Annotated in this window: 14 protein-coding genes; 10 read left to right on the top strand and 4 right to left on the bottom strand. The window is 64.9% G+C overall.

From position 1 onward, the window contains the following. The first annotated feature begins 35 nt into the window (after positions 1–35). The 9 genes from CE453_RS28450 to CE453_RS04135 all read left to right on the top strand — a co-directional run bounded on the left by CE453_RS28450 (position 36) and on the right by CE453_RS04135 (position 8,497). The gene (locus CE453_RS28450) at positions 36–560 is read left to right on the top strand and encodes a hypothetical protein (protein WP_157732898.1); all 525 of its coding nucleotides are present in this window, start codon (positions 36–38) and stop codon (positions 558–560) included. 103 nt (positions 561–663) lie between these two features. Next, positions 664–1,806 (top strand): ABC transporter substrate-binding protein, encoded by a 1,143-nt coding sequence (locus tag CE453_RS04170; protein WP_157732897.1) that lies wholly within the window; start codon positions 664–666, stop codon positions 1,804–1,806. 249 nt (positions 1,807–2,055) lie between these two features. Further along, a complete protein-coding gene (locus CE453_RS04165; RefSeq protein WP_089173437.1) occupies positions 2,056–2,319 on the top strand; it encodes a hypothetical protein in 264 nt (87 codons plus the stop codon). Positions 2,320–2,334: 15 nt separating this feature from the next. Next, positions 2,335–3,165 carry an AraC family transcriptional regulator gene (locus tag CE453_RS04160; protein WP_089173436.1) on the top strand — a complete coding sequence of 277 codons (831 nt, stop codon included), beginning with the start codon at positions 2,335–2,337 and terminating at the stop codon, positions 3,163–3,165. 234 nt (positions 3,166–3,399) lie between these two features. Continuing rightward, entirely contained in the window at positions 3,400–3,987 is a 588-nt protein-coding gene (locus CE453_RS04155; protein WP_349236634.1) for an alanyl-tRNA editing protein, read from the top strand. Positions 3,988–3,996: 9 nt separating this feature from the next. After that, positions 3,997–4,932 carry a DMT family transporter gene (locus tag CE453_RS04150; RefSeq protein ID WP_198302257.1) on the top strand — a complete coding sequence of 312 codons (936 nt, stop codon included), beginning with the start codon at positions 3,997–3,999 and terminating at the stop codon, positions 4,930–4,932. Next, positions 4,929–5,996: a Glu/Leu/Phe/Val family dehydrogenase gene (locus CE453_RS04145; RefSeq protein ID WP_089173434.1), complete on the top strand. Its 1,068-nt coding sequence runs from the start codon at positions 4,929–4,931 to the stop codon at positions 5,994–5,996. The genes CE453_RS04150 and CE453_RS04145 overlap by 4 nt, the downstream gene beginning before the upstream one ends. Positions 5,997–6,002: 6 nt before the next feature. Then, the gene (gene argE, locus CE453_RS04140) at positions 6,003–7,118 is read left to right on the top strand and encodes an acetylornithine deacetylase (RefSeq protein WP_089173433.1); all 1,116 of its coding nucleotides are present in this window, start codon (positions 6,003–6,005) and stop codon (positions 7,116–7,118) included. 44 nt (positions 7,119–7,162) lie between these two features. Further along, positions 7,163–8,497 (top strand): MFS transporter, encoded by a 1,335-nt coding sequence (locus CE453_RS04135; RefSeq protein WP_089173432.1) that lies wholly within the window; start codon positions 7,163–7,165, stop codon positions 8,495–8,497. Between the two features lie 227 nt (positions 8,498–8,724). On the opposite strand, the gene CE453_RS04130 is transcribed toward CE453_RS04135, so the two are convergent. The 3 genes from CE453_RS04130 to CE453_RS04120 all read right to left on the bottom strand — a co-directional run bounded on the left by CE453_RS04130 (position 8,725) and on the right by CE453_RS04120 (position 13,718). After that, on the bottom strand, positions 8,725–10,884 hold the full coding sequence (locus tag CE453_RS04130) for a S8 family serine peptidase (RefSeq protein ID WP_089173431.1): 2,160 nt from the start codon (positions 10,882–10,884) through the stop codon (positions 8,725–8,727). 34 nt (positions 10,885–10,918) lie between these two features. After that, positions 10,919–11,884, bottom strand: a complete 966-nt coding sequence (locus CE453_RS04125; RefSeq protein WP_248307936.1) for a phosphatase PAP2 family protein — start codon at positions 11,882–11,884, stop codon at positions 10,919–10,921. A 193-nt stretch (positions 11,885–12,077) separates the two neighbouring features. Further along, entirely contained in the window at positions 12,078–13,718 is a 1,641-nt protein-coding gene (locus CE453_RS04120; protein ID WP_089173429.1) for a tetratricopeptide repeat protein, read from the bottom strand. 341 nt (positions 13,719–14,059) lie between these two features. Between CE453_RS04120 and CE453_RS28445 the strand changes: the two genes are divergently transcribed. Beyond that, complete coding sequence (locus CE453_RS28445; RefSeq protein ID WP_157732896.1) at positions 14,060–14,755, top strand: helix-turn-helix transcriptional regulator; 696 nt, start codon at positions 14,060–14,062, stop codon at positions 14,753–14,755. A 282-nt stretch (positions 14,756–15,037) separates the two neighbouring features. Here the strand turns inward: CE453_RS28445 and CE453_RS04100 are convergent, their stop codons facing one another. Next, the gene (locus tag CE453_RS04100; RefSeq protein ID WP_089173425.1) at positions 15,038–17,410 is read right to left on the bottom strand and encodes a heavy metal translocating P-type ATPase; all 2,373 of its coding nucleotides are present in this window, start codon (positions 17,408–17,410) and stop codon (positions 15,038–15,040) included. Between the last annotated feature and the right edge of the window lie 32 nt (positions 17,411–17,442).

Genomic DNA, 17,442 nt, shown 5'->3' with positions numbered 1-17,442 from the left:
TAGAAGAGGTAATAAACCTGTAAGAGGGTCAATTGATGCGAAGGCTTCTTTCCGGATTGGTCCTGGCGCTCACCTTCACCATCGCATTGTCACCGGGCCCAAACCTGGCAGTGCAGGCACGGCCAAAACCGCATGCGGATCTAGCTGCGGTTTGTGCTCGCCTTGGCAATGACGACAAGCTTCGAGATTATCGCCCGTCGCTGCGTGAGCGAACCGCCTTAGCCTTCAAGAAACTCTTTCCCAATGCCCAGGGCGCGCCGGACGATGCCTCGTGGAAAATCCAGGCGCAGTACCGCTGCATGAATGGCAAGGTCATGGTCTGTTTCGTTGGCGCCAATCTGCCCTGCGCGAAGATGAACACGATGCGGAAGAATACCGGCGCCGATGCGTTCTGCCGCGACAACCCCGTCGCAGATAACGTTCCCGCCTTCGCGACCGGGCACGACACCATCTACGCCTATCGATGCCGCGGAGGGCAGGCCGAGATTACCGGAACCGTACAGCAACTCGATCACCGAGGGTTTGCCAGAAGCCTCTGGGTCGAACTCCCGTCGCGGTGACGGAAACGGGAGGCTCGGGGATGCAGCGGGCGGGCGCGCTGATATCGGCAACCGGTTGCCTCATGGCCGCTCTCGCGACCTCGACGCCTACGCGCCCCAGGCGATGGACGACAGCAGGCGCTGTGCATCGAGGGCTACGGCGCGCCGCTACGGCACGCGGACCTCGCCGGTAATGCGATGGTCGAGATCGGCGAAAGGCCGAGCCCGCGCGCCGCTTCGACCAGCTCTGGTCGACATTTCGGATGCTGGCATAGACATTGAGATAGAGCGGGAAGACGGTCGCCAGCGCTATCAGCGCGACCTTCGGCGCCTCGCCGATGCCGAACCAGATGGTGAAGAGCGGGGTCTGGGCGATGTTCGGCACGGTGCGCAACATCCGCATGGTGGAATCGACCAAGTCCTCGCCGAGCCGGAACAGGCCATTCAGGCCTTTGCCTCCGGCACGATCGATATCGTGGTCATCGACGTCGCGCCGGTTGCGGTCGCCCAATCTCGCGGCCTGGACACATCCGTCATCGCGGCTGCGGCGGTTGGCGGCACGGCTTTCGTGGCAGGTCCGGCCCTCTCCAAGGCCTTTGCCGAGAACGCTGACGATCCCGCCAAAGCCTTTGCGGCATTCCGCGCCGGGACGGGCCGCAAGGCCAAGCTCGGCACGCTCCCACCGGGCGGCGTGCCGACAGTCGCGCTTCACCACTGGCTATGGAAGGTCGGCAAGGTCGATCGGTCGAATGTCGAGATCACCAATATGGGCATCGAGATCGTTCAGCAGGCAATGCTGACCGGCGCCATCGACGGTGGCAGGCTGCTTGAACCCTCGGCCACCCTCGTTTCCGAGCGCGATCTGCGGATCAAACGCATCGTCAACTCACCGGATATGTTCCCCAACATTCCCGGCGTCGTCGTTGCTGCGTCGGGGAGTCTCGTTAAAAACCGTCCGGAGGCGGCCGAGCGCTTTGTTGGGCTTTTCCATCGTGCGACCAAGCGCATTCGCAAGGAGCCGGCCAAGGTCGCTCCCCTTGTGCTGGCAGTGCTCGGCGGTGACCTGGTCGCCGAAGCCACGATCACGAAAGCGCTCACCTCGCCGGCCGTGAGCTTTGTCAACGATCCGTCGCAGATCCGCAGGGCTACGGAGGCGCTGCTCCCTTATCAGGTGGAACTCGGCGATTTCGCAAAAGCGCTGACCCTGGACGGTCTGTTCAATCAAGTGCTGTATGAACGCGGGATGCAGACGGTCGTGGTGCGCTGATCCCTGCACCGCTAACGACCGTTTCCCCTTGAGCTTGTCGGCCAGTGGAAGCAAAGCGCCCGCGACTATGTCGCACTCAAAGCAGAAGTGACATAGCTGCCGTGCCCCGGACATTCGGGATCAGATGAGGCACACAATTATCGCCAATACAGACTGATGCCGGCCAGGTGATCTGCCCCGATGTACCACGCGCCCTGCAGCCTGAGCGGGATACTGTCGCAGCTCTCCCGACGGAGCTGTCCCTGGCGCGTGGAACAAACCGGCGGCTCGATCCCGTCATCCGCTCTGGGTGTCGAACGCCCTGATGTACGCGACCAGAAGCACCGCGCCCGCCTGATCACCGCCCAGGTCGCCACGGTCATGGAGGCAACGCGGTTCGCGCGCCACTCGGGCCCCGCCACGGCGGATGCGTTTGTCGCCTCACGTCTCGAGGGTCTCCTCGATCGCGCTTTCGGCAGCCTGCCTCGCGATTGCGATCTGGCTTCGATCGTCGCACGATCGCGGCCGTCCTGACCTCTGGATTGGAACTTGGCGCGCATCGATCTCCGCAACTCCTCCCGCTACTGGCGCGATCCTCGGATTCCGGGCCTGAGCTGCCTCGTCGCTGATTTCACCAGCCATGACTACGCCCCCCATAGCCACGAAGCTTTCGTGGTCGCAGTCACCGAGGCTGGCGGCGCGGAGTTCAACAGCCGCGGACGGACCGATGAGGCCAAGGCCTCGACCCTGCTGGTATTCAACCCCGACGAACCCCACTCGGGGCGGATGGGCTGGAGCCAGCGCTGGGTCTATCGCGGGCTTTATTTGACGTCGCCAGCGATTGAGACGCTGAAGACCGCGCTCGGTCTTGATGCCACGGCCTATTTCACACGTAACAGCTTCCACGACCCTGATCTGATCCACGCCTTTCTTGGCTTGCACCGCATCCTCGATGACGGGAACGATCCACTCGAAGAGCACGAGCTTCTGGTGCGGAGCTTCGGAGCGCTCATCCGGCGTCACGCTGCCGGCGAGCCAAGCCTTGCCCTGCCAAAGCGCGATCAAGCCAAGGCAGCGCGCATCCGCGAGATCATGCGGGAGCGCCATGCCGAGGAACTCACGCTGGAGCAATTGGGGGCGGAGGTTGGGCTTACTCCGTTCCAGCTGATCGCCCTGTTCAAGCGCAGCACGGGACTCACTCCCCATGCCTATCTTACGCAATTGCGCCTCAAGTCCGCGATCGCGGCGCTAGGCCGCGGCGCGACGATCGCCGCCGCCGCGCTCGACGCCGGCTTCTACGACCAGAGCGCCCTGACGCGGCATTTCAAGCGCGCCTACGGGATCACACCGCTGCAATGGGTGCGCGCGACAGTCGACTGACCGCGTTCTCAATTTCCGCCAATAGCCGCGTCCCGCACTGCGCCAATCTCGCCTGTACGCAAAAGCCCCGCCAGGGCTGTCGGCAAGGTGAGTTGCATGTCCCGCTATTTCTGCCTCGACCATCCTGACGTCTTGACGCTGACAACTGAGGTCACGGATGCGCGGCCGGGACGGGTCCTGCTTGCGGAAAGCCCGTTCTATCCGGGCGGCGGCGGCCAGTTGTCCGATCGCGGTATGCTCGCCTGGAACGGCGGCGAAGTCGCGATCTCGGGCTTCGAAAGCGAGGGCGGCCGTCTCTGGCACCTGCTCGCCGAGCCCGTCGAACTGCCGCCGGCCTCCGTTGAGGCACGGGTCGATGGCCCATTCCGGCATTTGATGCGCGCGCTGCACACCGACCTGCATATCGTCAATGCCGTGGTTTTCCAGGATTTCGACGGCGCGCTCGTCACCGGCGTGCAAATGAACGAGGACGGCACCGCGCGCATCGATTTCGACCTGCCCGACGCTGACAACGAGCGGCTGCGCGCAATCGAGGAGACGGTCAACGCGCTGATCCGGCGGGACTTGGCGGTGCACGCAAACCATATCCCGGAGGCGGCGGCCTTTGCGGAGCCCGGTCTGATCCGCTCTCGCTCCGTGACCCCGCCACCGACCTCGGACGGCCAGGTGCGCATCGTAGAGATCGTCGGCCTGGACCGGCAGGCCTGCGGCGGCACGCACCTCGCCTCGACGGGGGCTTCGCCGCCGATCCGCATCCTGAAGATCGACAACAAGGGCCGGCACAATCGCCGGCTGCGCATTGGCCTCGTCGACATCGTGTGAGGCCGCGCGATGATGACCCTTCAGCGCCTCTGGGCGCAGCCATTGCTGCTCCTGCCGCTGCCGCCGCTGTTCTGGGCCGGCAATCTCGTGCTTGGCCGCGCTCTCGCCGGTTCCTTTCCCCCGGTCTCGCTTGCGGTCGGCCGCTGGGTCGTCGCCCTCGCCTGCCTTCTTCCCTTCGTCATTGGAACGATCGGCGCGCAGCGAGAGGCGCTCTTTCGCGCGCGCGGCCTCATCTTCGCATGCGGCGCCTTCGGCATCGCCGGCTACAATGCACTGGGCTATCTGGCCCTGCAGAGCGCACCGGCGGCCAGCGTCGCCTTCCTCAACTCGACCCTGCCATTGATGATGCCGCTCGCCGCCTTCCTGCTTGGCGTCGAGCGCGTCACGGGGCGCACCCTTACGGGCATCGCGATCTCCTTTGTCGGCGTGACGTGGATCGTCGCGCGCGGCCAGCCGTCGACCCTGTCGGGATTGAGCATTTCGGGCGGCGAGCCGCTGGTGCTGATCGCGGTCGCGAACTACGCGGTCTATTCGGTGCTGCTGCGCCGCCGGCCGGCCGGCCTCGATCCGCTCGCCTTCCTTGCCGCGACGATGGCGGCGGGATTGCTGGTGCTGATGCCGTTCTGGGTGTGGGAACTGGCGCAAGGCGCGACGATCCCGATCTCGCCCGGTCCGATCGCGGCGGTACTCTACATCGGCGTCTTCGCCTCGCTGCTGGCCTTCATCATCTGGAACCGCTGCGTCAGCGCGCTCGGACCAAGCGTGACGGGAGCCTCCTTCCATCTCGTTGCCCTGTTCACCGCCGCTCTCGCCTTTCTGCTTCTCGGCGAGCCGGTGCAGCCGTTTCATCTCGTCGGTGCCGCGCTGATCCTCGGTGGCTTCGCCCTCGCCACCGTCGGCGGGCATCCAACCGCATCGCGCCTACCCGGAGAATCCAGATCATGACTGTCTTTTCGCACGAAGCTTTTGTCGATCACGAGCAGGTGGTGTTCGTCTCAGATGAGGCGGCCGGGCTGAAAGCCCTCATCGCGATCCATGACACGACACTCGGCCCGGCCCTTGGCGGCTGTCGCATGTATCCCTATGCCGACGAGGAGGCCGCGCTGCACGACGTACTGCGCCTGTCGCGCGGCATGACATACAAGGCCGCGGCCTCCGGGCTCGACTTCGGCGGCGGCAAGGCGGTGATCATCGGCGATCCCCGCAGCCAGAAGACACCTGCGCTCCTCCAGGCGATGGGCCGGGCGGTCGACCGACTGGCCGGGCGCTACATCACGGCCGAGGATGTCGGCACGACAGTGGCCGATTTCGCGGAAATCCGAAAGGCGACGCGCCATGTCGTCGGCCTGCCCGTCGAGCTCGACGGCACTGGGGATCCGTCCCCGACCACGGCACTAGGCGTCTTCCATGGCCTCGCCGCCGCGGCGCGCCATCGCTGGGGTGCGGAGAGCCTCACGGGCCACCGTGTCGCCGTGCAGGGTCTCGGCAACGTCGGCTGGCATCTCTGCCAGCTGCTGCATGAGGCCGGAGCCTCGCTCACGGTCAGCGATGTCGACAGCAGCCGTATGGCGAAGGCCGTCGCGACCTTCGCCGCGCAGGCTGTCGCTCCCGAGGCGATCTATGCAGTCGACGCCGAAATCTTCGCGCCCTGCGCGATGGGCGCGGTGCTCAACGACGACACAGTCACGCAGCTGCGCTGCGGAATCGTTGGCGGCGCGGCCAACAATCAACTCGCCAGCGAGGACCATGGCGAGATCCTGCGCACGCGCGGCATTCTCTACCTGCCGGACTTCGTGATCAATGCGGGCGGCATGATCCGCGTCGCCTCCGAGTGGAATGGCTACGATTCGGATCTCGTCGATCGCGGCGTGGAGGGAATCGGACGCACGCTGCTTGCCATTCTCCAGAGTGCCGAGGCGGACGGCGTCCCGACGCACGCGGCAGCGCTCAGGCTGGCGGAGGCTCGCCTCACGCAGGCCCGCATCGGGCGAGCTGCATTGGCGGCGTGAGCGATCATGAGCGCAACTGTCGCCCTTCTCGATGAGCTGGTCGGTTTCGACACGACGTCGAGCCGGTCGAACCTGGCACTCGTGGAGCGGGTCGCCGATCGACTCGACGGCGCCGGCGCTCGCATCCGCCTGAGCCATGACGACGAGCGGGGCAAGGCCAATATCCTCGCCAGCTTCGGCCCACGGGCGCCCGGCGGTATCGTGCTGTCGGGCCATACCGATGTCGTTCCGGTCGACGGCCAGAACTGGTCGTCCGACCCATTCCGTCTGACCGAGCGCGACGGAAAGCTCTACGGCCGGGGCGCGGCCGACATGAAGGGCTTCGTCGCCGCCTGTCTGGCCGCAGCAGACGGCTTTACAAGCGCAGATCTGGCCCGGCCGATCCACATCGCCCTGTCCTACGATGAGGAAATCGGCTGCCTTGGCGTGCCGCGCCTGATCGACGATCTGCTGGCGCATGAGGAGAAGCCGGACCTCGCAATCGTTGGGGAGCCGACCGGGATGCGCCTCGGCGATCGCCATCGTGGCTTTCTCGGCTTCCGCACCCGCTTCGAAGGCAAGGCAGCGCATTCGAGCGATCCGAGCGCCGGCGCGAGTGCGATCTACCCCGCGGCCGATTTCATCGGCTTCCTGAAGTCCATCGGACACCGCGCCGGAGCGGGGATCGACCGGACGACCGTCAATATCGGACGGATCGAGGGTGGCTCAGCGATCAACATCGTGCCGTCCGCCTGTGAGGTGCTCTGGGAGTTTCGGCCGGTGACGGCGCAGGACGCCGAAGAGACAGAGCTGCTGATCGCCGCCTATCTCGCTCGTGCCATGCCGCAGGAAGTTCGCCAATCGACACAGCGGCGTGTCCACGTTCCGCCGCTGTCGCCTGCCAGCAACGAGCAAGCGTTGGTCGTGGCTGCCGGCATCGGCGGCATCGGCCCCCCTCTTGCTATGCCGTTCGGCACCGAGGCCGGCTTTTTCCAGGCGGCCGGCATCTCCACGGCGGTGTGCGGGCCGGGATCGATCGCGCAGGCGCATCAGCCCGACGAATGGATCGAGCGCTCGCAGCTGGATGCTGCCGACGCGTTCCTCGCCCGCCTCACGGAGTGGGCAAGCCGCCGACAATTCTGAAAGCCACGGCCTCGACGCCAAGGCTCTTTAAAGAGGGGATCACCATGACGCAGCTCGTCGGCACTCATCCCGATCCGGATGCCGCATCCGCCTCCAGCACGCTCTCGGGTCGGCGAGCGGTGATCGCCGCCATCGTCGGCAACACGCTGGAGTGGTACGATTTTGCAGTCTACGGTTTCTTTGCGCTGACGCTCGCCAAGCTTTTCTTCCCGGCTGGCGACCCTACCGTCTCGCTGCTCCTCACCGTTGCCACCTTCGGCGTCGGCTTCATCATGCGCCCGATCGGCGCGCTCGTCCTGGGGACGCTCGCTGATCGGCGCGGACGCAAAGTGGCGCTCTCGCTGACCATTCTCCTGATGGCGCTGGGTACGGCGATGATCGGCCTTGCGCCGACCTATGCGACGGCGGGAGCCTGGGCGCCCGCGATCATCGTTCTCGCGCGGCTGATCCAGGGCTTCTCCGCCGGCGGCGAGATCGGCGGCGCGACCGCCTTCCTCGTCGAGCACGCTCCACCGGCGCGTCGCGGGCTCTATGCGAGCTGGCAGCAGGCGAGCCAGGCCGGAGCGCTCCTCCTCGGTTCGCTGACCGGCGCATTGCTGACCGGCCTCCTGCCTCCGGCCGATGTCGAGGCCTGGGGCTGGCGGGTCCCGTTTCTGCTCGGCCTACTGATCGCGCCGGTCGGTCTCTTCATCCGTTTCCACGTCAGCGAGACGGACGCCTTCAAAGCGATCCTGCGTGAGCGTGCGACCCAGTCCGAAGCCTCATTCTCGCCGCTGCGTGATACGCTCGGCGAGCACCGTTCCGCAGTGATCGCCGGCTTCGGCATCACCATCGCCTGGACGGTCTGCACCTATTTCTTCCTCGTGACGATGCCGACCTATGCCGTGCGCCAGCTCGGCGTGCCGCAAAGCGCAAGCTTCCTCGCCAACAGCGTCGGCCTTGTTCTGATCGTCATTCTGGCGCCCGTGTTCGGCGCCTGGTCGGACAAGATCGGGCGGCGTCCGATCATGCTCGCCTCGGCATGCGGGATCCTGCTCCTCTGCTGGCCGCTGCTGTTCTGGCTGACCCAGCAGCCCAACGTCGTGAATCTCGTCCTCGCGCAGGTCATCTTCGCCGTGCTGATCGCCGGCTTCAGCGGGCCCGCTCCGGCCGCGATGGCGGAACTTTATCCGCCAGCGATGCGCTCGACAGGCTTGTCCATAGCCTACAACCTGGCGGTCACGATCTTCGGCGGGTTCGCGCCCTTCATCACGACCTGGCTCATCGTTCAGACTGGAAGCCCCCTTGCACCGGCATGGTATGTCATGCTTGCCGCGTCGATCAGCCTGACGACGCTAATCGCGAGCAGCAGTCTGATCAGAGGGCCGAGCGAACGATGATGGCCGAGTTCGAGGCGATAGGTCCGAAAGCAGCTCCTGCAAAGGCCGGGATTAGGTAAGACTTGTCCGTTCGGCCGTCTCAATGAGAGCTGCATTCCCCGTACTCTGCAATGAATGCTTGGAGCTTGCCTGATTGCGCAACCTCGCGCCGGTAGAAGCCACTTCAAAAGAGGCCTCGTGAACTTCGCAATGTCAAAAGCCCCCTCATCGGCCCGTCGACAGTGACCTTATCCATCGCTTGCGAGCAGGGCCTCCCCAAGCCTGGCTCGACTGATCGGGTCCTGCGGTGCGGGTCGCAAATGCCCTTCGAGCAGCCGCACGAGCTCACGCCCCGCATCACAAGAGCCGCCGCTCTGGGCGGTCCTTGTTCCTGTCAGGTATGCGATCGCGGCCGCGCGGGCGACCCGTGGCGCGGCCATGCTCGTCCCCGACATTCGGGCCAGGGCACCGCTGCGGGTTCCGGCCGCAAGCACGCCTTCGAGAGCTGAGGATGCGTCGGAAGGAGCCGACAGATGTACCCGGCCTGAACCTGACCGGGGTGTCGGATGGGGGCCGGCCGCACTGTACAAGGCAGGGCTCTGACTGTTCGACACAAAGCCCCCCACCACCGTTACAGCATCATGGGTCGCAAGGCCGTTGAGGGTCCCGAACCGCCGGACAAAAACGCCGGCGGGATTATCCCCGAGCGGCCGGTGTCCCTCGGCATCGTAGGCTTCATCGCCCGGATCGTCGAAATAGCTCTGCCGCGCGCCGAGAGCGTAACCGTAAGGGTTGATGTCTCGCTGGACGCGACAAGTGATCGGGCCGTGGCGTGCGACGTCGTTCAGATGCCCGAGCCTCACCGTCCAGATGCCTGACGGCGTGGACGGCAAAGTCGGATTGTCAGGCTGCGTCGGTGCTAGCGCCACGACGAAACGCCACAAGACCTTGTCGTCCCCGATCCGGTAGCGTTCGACACTCAGTTGACCGATCGGATGCCGGCAGGGTGCGCGTGGCGGCATGATATCCACGTGCCGAATGCCCGAGCCAGCGCCGTTCAACGGACCGTCATGCAGCGGGTGGCCGAGCGGGTCGGTGATCCTGACGGAGACGTGGTCGGGGGTTGCCTTTTCCGGCAACCAGATCTCGATGTAGTTCGACGTCCGATCGTTCGGCTGCAGGCGCCAGGGGATGTCGAAGCCGCAATCGTCACCGGTAAGCAGGTCCGGCGTGATCGTCCCGTGCAGGCTACTGAGAAAATCATTGCCCGCCGGCATGATCAGGTGTGTCGCACCGCCTCGCGCCTCGCGCCGGCGGATCAGGGACCGCAATGCCCGCTCCAGCCGCTCGCCGCCATGATGGGGGCCTGCATTGAAACCATAGCTGAAGTTGATGATGAGGGGCAGCGCGCGCCCGTTTCCGAGATAGCGCTCGGCCATCCGATCCGCACGGTCGAAAATGTAATGGAACGCGCTGAGGATGAACGCATCCTTGCCGAAACTGGCTGTTTCGATCGTAGCCGGAGCCGGCAATTGGACCACGATCATTCGCAATGCGTCGAGGTTGCCCGCTGGTGGAACAGGATGGTCTGGGTTCGACTGGCTGCCATGGCGGTGACCTGCAGCGGCATCCAGCACATGGGCACCATGCGTGGCCGAACGATCTATTGTCGCGCCGGCATAGGCCCCACGATCGGCTGAAGCGTGACGATAAAGTAGATCTTCGTCGTGCCCATAAGCCTGGATGAGCTTGTCGATATCATTGCTCAGATATTCTCGCCCGAACAGGACCGTCGGCTCCGCGATGACCTCCCGGTCAGCTCCTTGTTGCCAGCAGAATTCCACTCTCGTTGCACCGGCGGCATCCCTCAGGTTCCCGTGGGCGAAGGCGATGCCGTCATCGATCACAGCCATGATGGCTGCCGGCGGAATGGCCGCGGTCGGACAACGCGCGTAGCGGCCGGCGATATTGCCCGGAAGAAATCCAGGATGGACGGCCGAGCGCGGAATCCTGGAATTGAAGCGGACACCTGTTTCCTGCTTCCCGCGCCGCTCCGCTTCGCCGCTTCTCAGCCGCGAGGAGGCAGCCGCGAGATCGCGCTGGCGATCCACGCCGGTGGTTCCGGCCAACTCCCCAAGGCGGAGCACGACTGGACAGAATATCCGCCCAGCGCCTTCGAAGGCAGCTGACCAAAGCGTGGGCAGGAGGACTGCCGGATTCCCCTCCGGGAAGCCCTCGTTTCCCAGCGCCTCGGAGATCACATGCGGCTGCGTTCCCGCGGGCCATTCCGCAGTGGCGGCCATGAACGGGCTGTCCCCAATGGTGGCCCCGGCAAACGCATAATCGGCGCCGATTCCGTGCGCCCAGCGCTCATAGGGGCCGATCAGTTCGGTGAGGTCGTCGGACATTGGAAAATCCGTGCGGGTCTGCGTCGCAGGCGCTTCAGGAGAGCCGAAACTCGTCCAGGCTTTTCTCCCACAGCCAGTCGAAGAGACTGCTGCGGCGAACGGGAACCGCGTGACCATCGACCTCGCGGCAGAATCCCGTGACGTTCGGATCGGCATGTTCCGCCGGGATGCCAGGCCACAAATCAGGCCGGAAGGCGCTCACGGCGAAGTCGATATTACGAGCTGCATAGCTTCGCGGTGTCACTTTGACCGACTTTGCACCGCAGAGTGCCAAAACGATTTGCCCCACCGCCTCTCCCAGGGCAGCTCCCGCCCAGCTATCGATCGGAAAATGGACGCCCGCCACGGTGCGGTTCACCGCGACCCGTTCGGCCTGTTTGAACACCAGCCTCACCAGTTTTTCGGTGGACGGGTAGTGATGCAGCGGCTTAACCGCCTTGAGCAGCCCCTCAATGACGGTCGCTACCGCGAAGGCTTCGGCAGCATGAGCACTGGGGAACGTGGCGTGGCCAGGTGTCGAGATCATCGGCATCACCGTCGTTCCGAGCCGATCCGGCCGCCGGCACGCCAGATGATGCTTGGCGATCATCGCGACATGGGAGGTGAGAACCTGCGTGGCGGCGATCAGTTCGAATGTGAACCGATTGCGTGCGGAATTGAGGCCGAGGATCATCGCGAAATAATCGATCGGATAGCCGAGTTGGGTCAGGATCTCGGCCGACCGTTCGCCGCGCAGGTCCATATAGTCCCGCATCAGCGCGACCTGCTCCAGGAAGAGCGCCATCGGCGGCCTGTGCAGCGAGAGGAAGGTCGGCTTTCGCCATGAGAAGGAAACAGCTTCGGCCCCGCTGCGGGTGTCTGTTCGCCAGTCGAGCTGGCGCAGAAATTCGCTGAGATAGAGCGATGCGCGCACCCATCCCTCGAAGCCCATGAGATTGGCCGGGCTCGACATCTTCAAGGAGGCTGGCGTCTCGGCCGGCCCCTTGCCTGCGGCGTGCATGATGGCCTGGCTGCTGATGAGGAGGCCTTGAGCCTCCAGAGGATCGACAGGGGTCCCTCCGATGAACGAGCCCAGGCCGGTAAGGTTTGTTCCTCCTGTGCCGCCAGTCCCGCCGGTCCCGCCCGCTCCCCCGGTGCCTCCCGTGCCACCGGTCCCACCGGTGCCCCCTAGAATCGACATGTTTTCTGCCCCCTTACGGAATTCCCGCGGCGCGAAGGGCCGCTGCAGCGTTTCGACCGAATTCGTATTCCGCCGCCGGATGGCTGCGCTGGTATGCCGCGACCGTGAAATCCGGCTGCCGGCGCAGAAGCTCTTGACCGGCGACGGCTGCCTCCTCGCCCCGTCCCAGATGATGCAGGGCGACGATCTTTGTGCGTAGCGTCGACAGGTGCCGATCGTTTTGACTTAGGGAGCGATCAGCCAGGTCGAGTGCGCGCTGATGATCGCCCATGGCCAGATGCGCAGTCGCATTCAACGAGTCGTAGAAGTAGCCGAAGGGGTCGAGCGGCGAGAGCCGATGGGCACGCTCGGTCGCCTTGACTGCCGAAGCTCCTTCGTCGCGGAAGGCATGCAGGGCGCCCTTGAGAAGCCAGGACAAGCCTGCATTCGGGTTCCGCCCGAGTGCCGCCGCGTAGCGAGCATCGGCGATGTCGAGGCGGCGCAGCAGGTTGTTCTGAGCGAAGCCGTCGATCGTCAGGCTGAAAGCGTTCTCAGGCTCGAGATCCAGCGCCCGCGCCGTGCTGTCGAGGGCATGGCGTGTCTCTTGCGCGACATCCGCGCTCCAGCCGTTGAAGACGCTGAGGACGTACCACTTGCCCAGCCAGGCATGGAGTTCGGGCGTATAGGGCGCCCGACGCGCGGCCTCCTCAAGGAGTTCGCGGGCGCGGGCGAAATCCCGCAGGACCGCGCGGTGCATCAGGGCAATCCCGGCGATCAGGAGGCTATGATCGTCGATGGCGGCCGGCACCTTGCTCCGAATATGGCCGAGCGCCTGCTCAGCAATCGCGGAGCCGACCGCCGCGACGATGGCGGCAACGCCATCCGCCGATGTGTCGAGAAAGCGCTCGGCCCTGTAGGCGTGTTGGCGCGTCCACAGGATGCGCCCCGAGCGGGTATCCACAAAATCGCTGTCCAGAATCAGATCGCTGCCCGAGCGCCGCAACGTCCCGGTGACACAGTAATCCGCCCGCAGGATGTTGCGCACCGCCGTAATGTCGACTGGCGCCGACGCCATGGCCCGACAGGACAGGTGCGAAATCACCGCGAGCAGGTGAGAGCGGCTGAGCGAGCGGCAGATCTCCTCGGCGACCCAATCTCCCAGGACAGCTGTCGGATGCTCACCATCCAGAGACCGAAACGGGAGGACCGCCACGACCGGAAGCAGCGGGGAGAACAGTTCCTGGCTGCCTCTGAACAATCCTGCCAACTGCCCGGGATTCTGCCGGATGCCGGCCGCCCATGCCAGGAAACCGGGCTCCCGGATGTCGAGTCCCTCGAGGAATAGGCCGGACGAGACATGTCCAAGAAACCGGATGCGCGAGAGATCCAGGGAGAGATCAGCGTTGCTGCCTGCGATCAGCTCCTCATAGGTCTCGCCCATGATGTGACGAAGGTCGGAAAGTGCCCGGCGAAGGCTCTGCCGCCCCGTGTCATAGCAGGTCGCGCCCCAGAGCGTCTCCTGAAGGAACGCGCGCGTACGACGCCCGAAAGGAGCAGTTGCGAGCAGCGCCAACAAGGCTCGGTGCTTTGCGCCTGTCACCACGAAGCCACCGGCCTCGGTAGACGACACCGCGCAAGCTCCGAACAGACTGATCTGGAGTAATTCCTTGGTCATGACGCAGTGTCCCATACGCCTTGACCTAATTTATTGTAGCCGGCCGACCGAAGCCAATCCGTTTCACGGTTTTTTCACGCGCCGGCTGACGTCGAAGCAGCTAGCCTGACCGTCATGTCAAACTCGTCCAAAACCACCGGCAATAGCAGCGCCCGCAGCAATCTGGCGCCGCCACGCGATCTCGCTGATTTCTACTTGCGATGGCCGGAATTTCGGATCGTCGCCGCCGAAATCACAGAACGCGAAACACTCAGCACGACCGAGCGAGAGGTCATGACGTGGTTGTTGCGCCTCGCGGACCGGGTCGGACCGCGAGACCTCGCGTAGAAGGAAACTGGAAATTGGGCCTGCAACTGATCCAATTCCCTGTCTCGGACGACAGGAGCAGTCCGCTACAGCAGCAGATCCTCGACCTGCGTCATCGGATCGACCGGCTTACAGCCGAGCGGGACGAGGTGCGGGACACGCTGGATCGGCTCGCCCTGGGCATCATCATCCTCGACCGAACCATGTGCGTCACCTTCGCCAATGCGAGCGCCAGAAGCATTCTGGCTGATGCCGACGGCGCGGCCGGTCAGCAACTGGGACGGTTCTTTGCCCGCGATCCACGCGATCAGCGTCGTCTCCGGGAACTGGTCAGGAACGTCCTGCAGGCCAGATGCATCTCGCGTGAGCCACGCCAGGCAGGCATGATCATGCACGGTGCCGACGGCTCTCAACTGCTTTCAGTATGCGTGATATCTGCTTCGCCCCCTTTCAGCACCCCCTCGAACGACAAAGTCGCACTTGCCCTTCGGCGGCTTGAAACCGCCCCGAACCTCTCTCACTGCATGCAACTGATGTTCAGCCTGACCGAAACGGAAACCAAATACGCCATGGCTCTCGTGAGCGGGCTTTCCCTGGCCGAGGAAGCGCAGGCTCAGGGCGTCCGCATATCGACCGCACGTACCCATCTGGCGCGCCTCTTCCAGAAGACACACACGCACCAACAAAGCCAACTCGTCGCGCGGCTGAGTGCTGCGGCACCTGCTTTTTGATCGGCCGTGCCTTCAGACGATGTAGCACCGACCACATCGGGCCTTGATTGGCGTGGAGCAGCTGCTGGCCGGCGCGGTCAACCTGGCTGTTTGCTTGATACGAGCACAGGCGCCCGGACGATGCTGAGCCAGAATACCCCGTATTTCAAGGGCATGATCGCGCCGGCCGGAGACATGATGTTCGAGGGCGATCATTCAGAGCCCGCATCTAGGTCACCGATAACCTGATGCTCTGCGGTCTCGGACCCAAATCACGACAAGCCTTCCGTTAAACGGCCGCCGTTACCGAAGAGGCACGGCACGTAGACGTAGCGCATTACCAATCACGCTCACCGAGGACAGCGCCATCGCCGCCGCGGCAATGATCGGGGACAGCAGCAGCCCGAAGACCGGATAGAGCACGCCCGCGGCCACCGGAACGCCCGCCGCATTGTAGATGAAGGCGAAGAACAGGTTCTGCCGGATGTTGCTCATCGTCGCCCGACTGAGTTGGAGCGCGCGGTGGATGCCCTCCAAATCGCCCTTGAGCAGGGTCACGCCCGCGCTTTCGATCGCAACGTCGGTGCCCGTGCCCATGGCGATGCCGACATCCGCCGCCGCCAGCGCTGGGGCGTCGTTCACCCCGTCGCCGGCCATCGCGACCACCCTGCCTTGCGTGCGCAGCTTGTTGACGACCGCGCTCTTGTCCTCGGGCAGGACCTCGGCCTCGACCTCGTCGATGCCGAGCCGGCGCGCCACCGCCTGCGCCGTGGTCCTGTTGTCACCCGTCAGCATCACCACCCGGATTCCGGCGGCCTTGAGGGACTCGATCGCCCTCGGGGTGGTCTGCTTGACCGGATCGGCGATCACCAGCAGCCCGGCGACGCGGCCATCGATAGCGACGAAGATCACGGTGCCGCCCTCCGCACGCAGCGCCTCCGCCTCGGCGGCCTGCGCAGCCGTGCCGATGCCGGCTTCGCTCATGATCCGGTGGCTGCCGATCACCAGCGCACGGCCCTCGACCGTCCCGGTCACCCCCTTGCCGACCGGGCTGTCGAAATCCCGCGCCTCGGCCAGGGTAAGGCCGCGCTCCTTCGCAGCGCCGACAATCGCTGCGGCGAGCGGATGCTCGCTCGCCCGCTCAAGCGAGGCCGCAAGCCGCAGCAGCTCGCTCTCGGTGATCGCACCGACCGGCTTCAGCCCGATCAGCCGCGGCTTGCCTTCGGTCAGCGTGCCGGTCTTGTCGACCACGAGGGTATCGACCTTCTCGAAGCGCTCCAGCGCTTCGGCATTCTTGATCAGCACGCCGAGATGTGCGCCACGTCCGACCCCAACCATGATCGACATCGGCGTCGCCAGGCCGAGCGCGCAGGGACAGGCTATAATCAGCACGGCGACGGCAGCGACGAGCCCATGCGCGAAGCGGGGCTCCGGCCCGAACGCCATCCAGGCGGCGAAAGCGACGATGGCGATGACGATGACGAGCGGAACGAACCAGCCGGACACCTGGTCGGCCAGGCGCTGGATCGGTGCTCGCGAACGCTGAGCCTCCGCCACCATCGAGACGATCCGAGCCAGCATGGTGTCACTGCCGACCTTGCCGGCGCGCATGATGAAACCGCCGGTGGTATTGAGCGTGCCGCCGATCAGGGCCGCGCCGACCTCCTTGGTGACCGGCATCGATTCGCCCGTGACCATGGATTCGTCGATCGAGCTGCGGCCTTCGATCAGTTCGCCATCGACCGGAACCGTTTCGCCCGGGCGGACCCGCAGGCGGTCCCCGACATGGACAGCGTCCAGATTGATGTCCTCGTCCTCGCCGTCGTTGCGCAACCGCCGGGCGGTCTTCGGCACGAGGTCGAGCAAGGCCCGGATAGCACCGCCAGTCTGCTCCCGGGCTCGCAATTCGAGGACCTGGCCCAGCAACACCAGGACGGTGATCACGGCCGCCGCCTCGAAATAGACTGCGACCGCTCCTTCCGTGGAGCGGAGCGTTTCCGGGAACAGGTTCGGAGCGACGGTCGCGACGACGCTGTAGGCCCAGGCGACACCGGTGCCCATCGCGATCAGCGTGAACATGTTCAGGCTGCGGTTAACCAGCGAGGCCCAGGCCCGCTGGAAGAACGGCCAGCCAGCCCAGAGCACGACCGGCGTCGCTAAGATCAGCTGCAGCCAGTTCGAGCTCTGCTGGTTAAGCAGCATGTGTAGGTCGACGACATGCCCACCCATCTCCAGCGCGAACACCGGCAGGGCGAGCGCGAGCCCCACCCAGAATCGGCGTGTCATATCGACGAGCTCGGCGCTGGGTCCTTCCTGAGCCGTCGCGACTTCCGGTTCGAGCGCCATGCCGCAGATCGGGCAGTTGCCAGGCCCCGACTGGCGGATCTGGGGATGCATCGGGCAGGTATAGATCGTGCCTTCGGACGCATGTTTTGCCGCAGGCGCCGTCGGCTTCTCCCCGATATAGGCCTCCGGATCCGCCTCAAACTTGTCCCGGCAGGCGGCGGAGCAGAAGAAATAGGCCTGCCCAGCATGGGCGGCACGATGCTTTGCTGTCGCAGGGTCGACGGTCATTCCGCAGACCGGATCTTTCACATGCCCCGTTCCATCGAAATGGCCGTGATGATGGGAATGGTCGTCGTGCCGATGACCGGCGTGACGCTGATGATCTGCCATGCTCGCCGCCTAATCTTTTGGCCCTTTGCTTT

Source organism: Bosea sp. AS-1 (genome assembly GCF_002220095.1).
Taxonomy (GTDB): Bacteria; Pseudomonadota; Alphaproteobacteria; order Rhizobiales; family Beijerinckiaceae; genus Allobosea.
Note: the sequence above shows the minus strand (reverse complement) of the source record. Positions and strands in the feature narration are given on the sequence as shown.